We start from the raw sequence: 10,668 nt of genomic DNA, 5'->3' as shown, positions 1-10,668 counted from the left end.
ATATTTCCAATATTGACAACAACTTTATATTTCAACACTTTGAAGACAAGTTGCATAATAATGCTACTTGTCTTTTAATTTCTGAAGTTCATTCACCGTGACAAACTTATATCCATCTTTTGATAATAAATCTAAAATCCCTTTAATTGTGGCCAATTCGTTACCAGTATCATCATACATCGGATGAATTAAAATAATTGAACCCGGTTTTATATTTTTCTTTACATATTTTAATTTATCCTCAGTATTTGTGTAAAAAGTATCTGGTTCTAAGTTCCACGTAATTGTATCTCGATTATGCTTATGTAAGTAATATGGCAATGCAAATAGTTTTTTTCCATTCGGTGGACGGAAGTCGATCTCACCTTTATAGCCTGCTTTGCGAATTAATTTATCTGTTTTTTCAACTTCACTTTTAACATAAGAAGGTGATTTTAACACCATTCTGTTGTGAGAATAAGTATGGTTTCCAACCTGATATCCTGCATCCACAATTTTTTTAGCTTCTTCGGGATTCTTTTCAATTTCATTTCCAATCAGAAAAAAAGTTGCTTTTGCATTGTATTGTTTTAAGAGAGGTAGAACATCATCGACATTTTTAGTCGGGCCATCATCAAATGTAAGAGCTACTACTTTTTGATTAGTATGTACTTCGTTTGTTAATCCGCCAAAAAACTGGAAAGATCTTGCATTCATTAGCTTATACAATCCAAATAAAATAAGGAACAAAATGACAATACTTACACTTATTTTAAGTAGTCTTTTTTTCATATACTATACCTGTCTTTCTTGTTATTGAAATTAAACACAATTATATCATCAATTGTTACAAAAAGTATAAAAGTAGGAAATTAAAGGGAATTTAAGAGAGTTAGAAGAAATAGAGTATAAAACGTTTTTTGGGGATGAAGTTGAACCAAGACTAATTTTCTTCGTTCCTAAGAGCAAAACAATTTAAACCATTTACTTGCTAAATTATCAGTTTAGTATTAAACTGATAACAAGATCGATCAGAGAGGTGCAAAAATGTTAAATAGTCAAAATGAAGCTTCTACAAGTAAATCAAAAAATTTAGCAGTTTTACTTTGGTTTCGATTAGCTCGTTTTTATCTTAAAAATGTTAGAGAATCAAATTCTCAATTGAAAAAATGGGGACTGACGACTTCTCAATTTGATGTCATTGTTCATGTAGGTAGAAATAAGCGTCTTACTCAGCAAGAATTAGCAGACAAATTAGTTGTTACAAAAGGAAATGTAACGCATTTATTAAAGAAAATGGAAGAGCTACAGTGGATAAAAAGAGAAGTAGAATGGAAGAACAAATACCTCTCTTTAACGGATATAGGTCAAAAAATGTATGAAGAAATCGTTCCTACACAAGAGGAGTTTCAACAAGTTCAATTCAGCAAATTGACTGAAGAAGAACAATTACAATTACTTAACTTATTAAGGAAATTAAATAAATAGAAAAGAATGGAGGAAAGGTTATGGAGAAAATGAAAGGCATCCATCATATTACTGCTATCGTTGGTGATCCCCAAGAAAATATGGATTTTTATGCTGGGATTTTAGGGCTACGTTTTGTGAAAAAAACAATTAATTTTGATGATCCAGGGACGTATCATTTTTATTTTGGAAATGAGGCTGCAAAACCAGGGACGATTATGACGTTTTTTCCCTGGCCAAATGCTTACAGAGGAAAAGTTGGAAGTGGTCAAGTAGGGAAAACAACATTCTTAATTCCAGCAAACTCGATGGCTTTTTGGGAAACGCGTTTGGCCTCTTTTAATATTGATACGAAAAAAGTTAGTCGATTTGGAGAAACATTTCTACAATTTGAAGACTTTCATGGCTTACAGCTTGAATTAGTCGAAAGAGAAGCGGGTCCAGGAAATACTTGGGAATTTAATGGAGTTGCAAAAGATGTAGCGATTAAAGGTTTTGGTGGAGCAGTATTATATTCTGGTGCACCTCATAAAACAGCAGATCTTTTGGAAAACGTTATGGAATTAGAAAGTTTGGGCCAGGATGGAAACTATTTACGCTTTAAAGCTGCTGGTGATATTGGAAATATTATTGATATCGAATTAGCAGCAGTTGGAAGAGGAGCTATGGGGGTAGGAACTGTCCATCATATTGCATGGAGAGCTAGTAATGATGAAGAGCATGTAAAATGGCAGCACAAAATACATGACCATCAATATGGAGTCACTGAAGTAAAAGATCGAAACTACTTTAATGCAATCTATTTTCGTGAAAATGGTGGACTGTTATTTGAAATTGCAACTGATTCACCTGGATTTATGATTGATGAGAAAAAAGACCATTTAGGAGAACAGTTAATGCTTCCAAAATGGCAGGAACCAAATCGTGAAATAATCGAAAATCATCTACAACCAATAATTATAAGAGAAGTGAAAGGAGAATAATGATGAAGCACGTATTTATTAAAGGGAGTAATCCTTCTAAGCCAACATTTTTATTACTACATGGTACGGGTGGTAATGAACATGATCTATTACCTATTGCGGGAATGATCGATGATGAAGCCTCTGTTTTATCTGTTAGAGGAAATGTGAGTGAAAATGGAATGCCACGTTTTTTCAAGAGATTAGCTGAAGGGGTATTTGATATGGAAGATTTAGTTTTCCGTACAAAAGAATTAAAAGAGTTTATTGAATCAGCGTCCAACGAACATGGTTTTGATTCAAATAATGTGATTGCAATCGGTTATTCAAACGGTGCTAACATTGCTGGAAGTTTACTGTTCCATTATGAAAATGTATTTAAAGGTGCAATGTTGCTACATCCAATGGTACCGATTCGTGATCTAGAATTGCCTAATATGAAAGATGTGTCAGTCTTCATTGGAGCAGGAAAAAATGATCCAATCTGTTTACCACAAGAAACAGAAGAATTGGCAGCATTGTTAGACGGTGCTGGTGCAGAAGTCATTACTCACTGGGAAAACATGGGTCATAGCTTAACAAGATCAGAAATTGAAGCAGCAACTGATTGGTACAAAAATAACTTTTAAGGGGTAGCTAATAATGATGAAGTCTTTTTCTCCAGCGGATTTAAGTGATCGTGATAATTATAAGTTCTTAATTGGTGGGATTATCCCAAGACCAATTGCTTTTGTTACAACTGAGTCAAATGAGAATGTTTTAAATGGAGCACCATTTAGTTATTTTAACATTGTAACGTCTAATCCACCTATGATCTCTGTATCAGTTCAACGACAAAATGGAAAACAAAAAGACACAGCAAGAAATGCTATTGGGAAAAAAGAGTTCGTCGTTCATATAGTTGATGAATCAAATGTTGAAGCAATTAATAAAACAGCAGCTGCATTGGCACCAACTGAGAGTGAAGTTGAATTAGCAGGACTAACACCAGTAGAAAGTGTTGTAGTCTCAGTTCCAGGCATAAAAGAGTCAAAGATTCGAATGGAATGTGTTTTAGAGCAAGCAATACCACTAGGAAAAGATAACGAGGCTTGTGACTTGTTAATTGGCAAAGTCGTCCATTTTCATATAGAAGATGAAATATATGAAAATGGACGTATAGATGCGAATGGCCTAAAAGCAGTAAGTCGTTTAGCAGGAAATGATTATGCTAAGGTTGGAGAAATGTTTACGATTGACCGTCCGAAATAATTTAGAGAGGGTAAAGCGAATGTGCTTTACCCTTTCTTTTTGTTTGAATAAATTTTATTTTTTGTACAAGCCATTAAATCCTAAGAAAAAACGTAGTAAAAAATAAAAGAAAAATGAACGAATTGTAGAACCTAATCGTATAACAAATGAAAACCAAATAAATATTGAATGCAATCTTGAAAGGAGGAAGAGATGGCTGAAATAGATGAATTAGAAATTATTAAGCAAGCTCAACAAGGTGATCAAGAAGCATTCGCTAAACTTTTTCAATCCCATTACTCCTTTTTATATAAATACGTATTAAAGATGACGTTAAATCAAGAAATAGCAGAAGATTTAGTTCAGGATACGATGCTGAAAGGTTATGACAATATAAAGAAATACAACGGTCAATCCAAATTTTCAACTTGGCTTATTACGATTGCTACTAGACTTTATTTAGATCAACAAAGAAAGAAAAAGCGTGAATGGTTTTGGCAGAAAAATGAGTCTGAGGAATTATCACGTTCCTTAAATTGGCAGCTAGCTTATAAAGGATTTGAGTGGAGTGATATTATGGAAGGCTTTGAAAAGCTTAAATCAGAAGTGCGAGCGGCTATTTTATTAAAGCATTACTATGGCTATACAAACGAGGAAATTGGAAATATGATGGGAATTCGAGAAGGGACGGTTAAATCAAGAATTCATAATGGGATGAAGGAATTAAGAAAGGAGTTAATGCAAAATGGATAAAGAAGAAATTGTTTCAGCCTTTAAGCAGTTTGATGAATTGACGAGTATTCATGAACCTTCAATTAATACGATTACAGAAAAAATAAAATTACATCAGGAAAAAAAGAAAACCATTTTCCTAAAAGAACTAATCGTATTCATTTGTGTAGCCTGCAGTCTATTTATAGGTACACTCTTGATCGCATTAAAAGCTCCAGTGAGTATTGTAATTATTCAGGGTTTAGGGTTTATTGTACTACCATTTATATTTAAACGAGATAAAAAGAAAATCGAAAGTGAGTGGATTTAAAATGGAATGGACAGTGGAAAATATTATTATCTTAGTTTTAGTCTTTATAATTTTAATAGCTCAAAGTATCACACTTTTTACAAAAGCTAAAAAGAGAAATCGTTCTGCGTGGTTATGGGGGCTTTTAGGAATAATTCAATTTCCTTGGCCTAGTATCTTCTTTTACTTTTTAGTTGTTCGAAAAGATCGTAAAAAACTTAGTTAAGAAAGCGATACAAAAATGAAATTTTATACAAATTGCAAAGGGAACAATGGACTAATTAAATATTTTATGATGGTAAGTTTTGTAATTTGTTTATTTAGTATACTGATTATGTCTGTGATTAAATCAAGTTAATACAGATAAGGTAAAAATACTAGACTAATTGGAACGGTTCAATTAGGTCTAGTATTATTAAATTTATGTTTGACATATTTAGTGTATTACATGTATAGTACACGTATAAGGTGTATTAATCGAGTAATACGCATAGTTATGTAATGAGTGTATGAACCAAGTGGTACACACACAAACTAATTTAATTGGATTAAGAACGAGGAGGTGGATTGATGGAATTTATAGTGAATAACCGTGAACCCGTTTATTTACAGGTCGTTAGGCATTTTAAACAACAGATTGCCAAAAGACTGTTAGAAGCTGGTCAAGAAATACCATCAAGAAGAGAATTAGCTGTTCAATTTAATATAAATCCAAATACTGTACAAAAAGCATATAAGGAAATGGAGGAACAAGGATTGATTACGACTGAACGAAATTTCCCTAGTAAAATTACGACAGATATAAAGGTTTTAAATGGTGTACGAAATGAATTAATTATGGAAGCTGTAAATGAATTCGTCGATTCAATCAAAGTAATTAATGTCCCGGTAGAGGAGTTACTTACAATGGTTAAACAAAACTATGAACAAAAGATACAAGAAGAAAAGAAAGGAGAGGCTTAAATGATTCAAGTAAAGAATGTTTCAAAAAAATTTGGTCGGAAAAATGTATTACGTGATATTTCTTTCACTGCAAATAAGGGAGAAATAACATGTTTAATCGGGATTAATGGTGTTGGTAAGTCTACAACGATGAAGGCAATAATGGGAATTACGCCTATCGACCGCGGAGAAATATTAATAGATGATAAGAAAATGAATCACTCAATGTATGAGAATATCACGTTTATTCCAGATACACTTACAATGCTTCCTAGTTTTACAGTTGGTGAAGCTATGCAGTTTATGAAGGATTTTTATGTGAATTGGAATGAAGAACGTGCAAAAGAATTACTTGGCTTTTTCCGTTTAAAAGAAGATGAAAAATTAGGTGAGCTTTCAAAAGGTAATGCTGCAAAAGCAAATTTACTATTTGGCTTAGGGTTAGATGTGGATTATGTTTTGATGGATGAGCCCTTTTCTGGGATCGATATGTTTAGTAGAGAGCAAATTGCAAAAGTGTTTACGAGTCACTTAATTGAAGATCGAGGCGTAATCATCACAACGCATGAAATTAGTGATATTGAGCACTTAATCGATAAGGTCGTTTTATTAGATAACGGGGAAATTCTTAAAGAGTTTTATACTGAAGAATTACGATTAGAAGAAGGTAAGTCAGTGATGGACGTAATGAGAGAGGTGTATCATTCATGAATCGATATTTAAAACTAGTGAACTTTGAAGTGAATCGATTGTTTAAATTATATATAGGTTTATTAATTATAGTAGCTATTTCACAGTTCGTAAGTTTGTTCGTTGTAAAGTCTGCCTATATGGAACATGCTAATGAAGCAAATTACGCAAGCTCAGTAAAAGCAACCGAAGAGTTTATCGCACAAAGTGGGTTACTAAACTTTAACCAAGTTGTGAATCATGCATTATTTATTGGCCCAATCTTAATATGCATAGCGTTAATGATGTTTTATGTGTTTTTTATTTGGTATAGAGATTATTTCGGAAAAAACACATTTATTTACCGTTTATTTATGTTACCAACTTCAAGAATGACAATTTACTTTGCTAAAGCAACTACGATCTTAATTATGGTTTTAAGTTTACTCGCATTTCAATTAATACTTATACCAATTGAAATAAATGTATTTCAAAGTATAGTCCCAACTGAACTTTTAGGAAAAATGAGTACGGTTGACCTGTTTATGAGTCCTAATATTTTTGTCATGCTATTACCGAATAATCTTGTAGATTTCATTTTTAGATATCTTATTGGAATGGGACTAGTTTTTACGCTTTTCACATTCATTTTATTAGAACGTAGTTATCGTTGGAAAGGCATATTATATGGAGTTTTATATGCGATGGGGATTGCAGTATTATTACTTTCACCAGCGATTATTCAAAACTATATTATTGGAAATGACTTTTCATTCTATCCAAGCGAAGTCATTTACATGGAATTAGGGCTTTTTACGATTATCATTACAGTTTCAATCTTATTTAGTAAATATTTATTAAAAAACAAAGTATCAGTGTAAGGAGGAATTCAAATGAAGCGATATCGTAATTTGGCAATAATAGCTGTTGTAACGACGATTAGTATCGGTACGTTTTTTACTAAAGTAGCTATCTCAGAAAGTAAATTACCTAAATTTTACTTGAAGACTGAAAATGGAGACTCAAAATACGTTAAAGACTTAGTTATTAACGCCGGGTATGGTCAGGATGATGGAAATAGAGGATTAAGTATTACTACAGATGGAAGTGAATATAAAAATAGTAATTCTATTTTTAGTGAACTGAATACAGACTACTATGATCTAAAGAAATTAAATGATCTACAAAAAGAAGAAAGAAACTTCATGCGCGGAAAAAATTCTTCTTCTTCTCAATTTTATATCGATAAAGATTTTGCATGGCATGTTAATGTAAATGGTGGTAGAATCGATGGTTCATATGCAGATAAAAATAATCATTTTAAAATGAATATAGATGGTCTTGATCTTCAAAATAAGGATCGATATACATTTAAACTTGATATTCCTGAAGAAGAAAAATACTCTTATATTTTTGTAGATGATGTGCAATTAATCGGAAAAGAATTAGTTGTTACTACCTCCCAAAATAAAACTAATTTTGATAAGAATACAAATTCAGGCGTATATGACGAACAAAATGAGCATGTGGTGTATAGAATTAATGTAAATCAAAAGAAAATTGTTGATCACACAGTAATCAATAAATCAACTAATGCACAAAAAAATCATACTCACACTGAATTTCAAAATATAATGCAAGCATCAGATCCAACAGTTCCTTCTAAATATTCGATATATAAAAAGGAAATTTTAAAGGACACTGTTCAAGAAAACGGAGAAACAACATCTGATGTAATTAGTAGTGAACTTATTTTATTTAATTTAGAGACTGGTAAAGAAGAGGCGTTAAATTTATCAAATGCACAAAAAGAACAAATAAAGCAGAGTATTGAAATCCTTGATATTGATGAATTGTATTTCTTAACGAATAAGGATAAGGGTATTACGGTTTTAAAGTATAACTTAAGTAGTAAAAAAGTTGATGGCCAGTCAGTATTAACGCAAATGGAAAACCTAGATAACACAAGTTATAAAGTTTTAAATGGAAAACTTTATGCATTAACGTCTAATGAAAATCCGGAAGATATAAATAAAAAATTTATTATTGCTGATTTGACAAGTGGACAAATTGTTTATGAAGGCAAGATTGAAGTAAAGAATGCAAAAGGAAAGACTAATAAACTATTAAAGCAATTACAGGTGTTCGATTTTTCACCAGAATAATGGGGCAGGGATAAGGAATTAAAGGAGAGGAAAAGATTTTTATCTTTTCCTTTTTTCTTTGCATTCTTCTAAGGAATGTACGTTCTAGTTTGTTTACTTGATTTCGTATATGAATATCGATAATATGAAATAATATTAAAATTTAAAGTACGTTTGTTCTGTTTTTGATTGGTTTTTGAAATTTTGTGGTAAAATAAAAGGATAGGTATGTTTTAGAAATGGAGGCGGGGAAGATGGAGCAGAAATTCGAGGTAGTTTCTAATTATTCACCTCAAGGTGACCAGCCAAATGCGATTAAGCAGCTTGTAGATGGGGTCAAAAATGGTAAAAAGCATCAAGTATTACTAGGTGCAACAGGTACGGGAAAAACATTTACCATTTCAAATGTAATTAAGGAAATAGGAAAGCCAACTTTAGTATTTGCACACAATAAAACATTAGCTGGACAATTATATAGTGAATTAAAAGAGTTTTTTCCTAATAATGCAGTCGAGTATTTCGTTAGTTATTATGATTACTTTCAGCCAGAAGCTTATGTACCTCAAACGGATACATACATAGAGAAAGATTCAAGTATTAATGATGAAATCGATAAATTACGTCACTCTGCGACTTCCTCCCTTTTTGAACGTAAGGATGTCATTATCGTAGCGAGTGTTTCTTGTATTTATGGTTTAGGTTCTCCAGAAGAATATCGTGAGTTAGTTTGTTCTCTTCGAATTGGTATGGAAATCAGTAGGGACGAGTTATTACATAAACTAGTAGATATTCAGTATGCGCGCAATGATATAGACTTCTCGCGTGGTACATTCCGCGTTCGCGGAGATGTTGTTGAAATTTTTCCGGCTTCACGTGATGAGCACTGTATTCGTGTCGAGTTTTTTGGTGATGAAATTGAGAGAATTAGAGAAGTTGACGCATTAACAGGTGAGATTTTAGGTGATCGTGAACATGTTGCAATTTTCCCGGCTTCTCACTTCGTTACGCGTGAAGAAAAAATGAAAATTGCTATTAAAAATATTGAACTTGAGCTTGAAGAGCGTTTAAAGGTAATGAGAGAAAACGGTAAATTACTGGAAGCTCAAAGGCTGGAACAACGTACTAGATATGATTTAGAGATGATGAACGAGATGGGATTTTGTTCAGGAATTGAAAATTATTCCCGTCATCTAACTTTAAGACCACCAGGTTCAACGCCATATACATTATTAGACTATTTTCCAGAAGATTTCTTAATGGTCATCGATGAGTCACATGTTACAGTTCCGCAAATTCGGGGAATGTTTAACGGAGACCAAGCTCGAAAGCAAGTATTAGTTGACCATGGATTCCGTTTACCTTCAGCTTTGGATAATCGACCGTTAAAATTTGCTGAGTTTGAAGAAAAAGTTCAGCAAACAATTTATGTAACTGCTACACCTGGACCGTATGAGCTAGAATTATGCCCAGAAAAGGTAGAGCAAATTATTCGTCCAACAGGTCTATTAGATCCAACAATTGATGTACGACCGATTGAAGGCCAAATTGATGATCTTATTGATGAAGTTCGAAATCGTATCGCTAAAAATGAAAGAATATTAATTACTACTCTTACAAAGAAAATGTCTGAAGACTTAACAGATTATCTAAAAGAAATTGGAATTAAAGTTAACTACTTACATTCTGAAATTAAAACGCTTGAACGAATTGAAATTATACGTGATCTACGATTAGGGAAATATGATGTATTGATTGGGATTAACCTTTTACGTGAAGGGATTGATATTCCCGAGGTTTCTTTAGTCGTTATTTTAGATGCAGATAAAGAGGGATTCTTACGTTCTGAACGATCATTGATTCAAACAATTGGTCGAGCTGCGAGGAATTCGAATGGTCATGTTATTATGTATGCTGATAAAATGACGAACTCGATGGGAATTGCTATTAATGAAACAAAGCGCCGTCGTGAAATTCAAGAAGAATATAACAAAAAACATGGCATAACGCCTAAAACAATTATTAAACAAGTACGTGATGTGATTCGAGCTACTTCAGTTGCTGAGGAAGATGAAGTTTATGAAAATGGCATTAGTGCTAAGTATAAGAAAATGAACAAAAAAGAACGTCATTTATTTATTCAATCAATTGAAATGGAAATGAAAGACGCAGCGAAGGCGCTTGATTTTGAACGAGCAACAGAACTTCGTGACTTAATATTAGAATTGAAGTCTGAGAGGTGAAGAACTTGAAAAGT

Annotated in this window: 13 protein-coding genes; 12 read left to right on the top strand and 1 reads right to left on the bottom strand. The window is 32.6% G+C overall.

Features of this window, described 5'->3' with window-relative positions:
* Positions 1–63 precede the first annotated feature (63 nt).
* On the bottom strand, positions 64–771 hold the full coding sequence (locus tag COC46_RS10995; protein ID WP_098809752.1) for a polysaccharide deacetylase family protein: 708 nt from the start codon (positions 769–771) through the stop codon (positions 64–66).
* 255 nt (positions 772–1,026) lie between these two features.
* Between COC46_RS10995 and COC46_RS10990 the strand changes: the two genes are divergently transcribed.
* The 12 genes from COC46_RS10990 to uvrB all read left to right on the top strand — a co-directional run bounded on the left by COC46_RS10990 (position 1,027) and on the right by uvrB (position 10,654).
* Positions 1,027–1,467, top strand: coding sequence for a MarR family winged helix-turn-helix transcriptional regulator (locus COC46_RS10990; RefSeq protein WP_098809751.1), 441 nt, complete (start codon positions 1,027–1,029; stop codon positions 1,465–1,467).
* A 20-nt stretch (positions 1,468–1,487) separates the two neighbouring features.
* Positions 1,488–2,429: a ring-cleaving dioxygenase gene (locus tag COC46_RS10985; protein ID WP_098809750.1), complete on the top strand. Its 942-nt coding sequence runs from the start codon at positions 1,488–1,490 to the stop codon at positions 2,427–2,429.
* Between the two features lie 2 nt (positions 2,430–2,431).
* Positions 2,432–3,037, top strand: coding sequence for an alpha/beta hydrolase (locus COC46_RS10980; protein ID WP_098809749.1), 606 nt, complete (start codon positions 2,432–2,434; stop codon positions 3,035–3,037).
* A 16-nt stretch (positions 3,038–3,053) separates the two neighbouring features.
* Positions 3,054–3,659: a flavin reductase family protein gene (locus COC46_RS10975; protein ID WP_098809760.1), complete on the top strand. Its 606-nt coding sequence runs from the start codon at positions 3,054–3,056 to the stop codon at positions 3,657–3,659.
* A 192-nt stretch (positions 3,660–3,851) separates the two neighbouring features.
* The gene (gene sigY, locus COC46_RS10970) at positions 3,852–4,391 is read left to right on the top strand and encodes an RNA polymerase sigma factor SigY (protein ID WP_098809748.1); all 540 of its coding nucleotides are present in this window, start codon (positions 3,852–3,854) and stop codon (positions 4,389–4,391) included.
* Positions 4,384–4,680, top strand: a complete 297-nt coding sequence (locus tag COC46_RS10965; protein WP_098809747.1) for a DUF5345 family protein — start codon at positions 4,384–4,386, stop codon at positions 4,678–4,680. Before sigY ends, COC46_RS10965 begins: the two co-directional genes overlap by 8 nt.
* Before the next feature lies 1 nt (position 4,681).
* Positions 4,682–4,885 (top strand): transcriptional regulator, encoded by a 204-nt coding sequence (locus tag COC46_RS10960; protein WP_098809746.1) that lies wholly within the window; start codon positions 4,682–4,684, stop codon positions 4,883–4,885.
* 344 nt (positions 4,886–5,229) lie between these two features.
* Complete coding sequence (locus COC46_RS10955; RefSeq protein WP_098809745.1) at positions 5,230–5,622, top strand: GntR family transcriptional regulator; 393 nt, start codon at positions 5,230–5,232, stop codon at positions 5,620–5,622.
* On the top strand, positions 5,623–6,312 hold the full coding sequence (locus COC46_RS10950; protein WP_098118728.1) for an ABC transporter ATP-binding protein: 690 nt from the start codon (positions 5,623–5,625) through the stop codon (positions 6,310–6,312).
* The gene (locus COC46_RS10945; RefSeq protein ID WP_098809744.1) at positions 6,309–7,151 is read left to right on the top strand and encodes a hypothetical protein; all 843 of its coding nucleotides are present in this window, start codon (positions 6,309–6,311) and stop codon (positions 7,149–7,151) included. Before COC46_RS10950 ends, COC46_RS10945 begins: the two co-directional genes overlap by 4 nt.
* Before the next feature lie 12 nt (positions 7,152–7,163).
* A complete protein-coding gene (locus COC46_RS10940; protein ID WP_098809743.1) occupies positions 7,164–8,435 on the top strand; it encodes a hypothetical protein in 1,272 nt (423 codons plus the stop codon).
* Between the two features lie 233 nt (positions 8,436–8,668).
* Positions 8,669–10,654 carry an excinuclease ABC subunit UvrB gene (gene uvrB, locus COC46_RS10935; protein ID WP_098809742.1) on the top strand — a complete coding sequence of 662 codons (1,986 nt, stop codon included), beginning with the start codon at positions 8,669–8,671 and terminating at the stop codon, positions 10,652–10,654.
* The last annotated feature ends 14 nt before the right edge of the window (positions 10,655–10,668 follow it).

The organism is Bacillus sp. AFS041924 (genome assembly GCF_002577195.1).
GTDB lineage: Bacteria > Bacillota > Bacilli > Bacillales > Bacillaceae_G > Gottfriedia.
The sequence above is the reverse complement of the archived record's forward strand: the minus strand, read 5'-3'. Positions and strand labels throughout refer to the sequence as shown.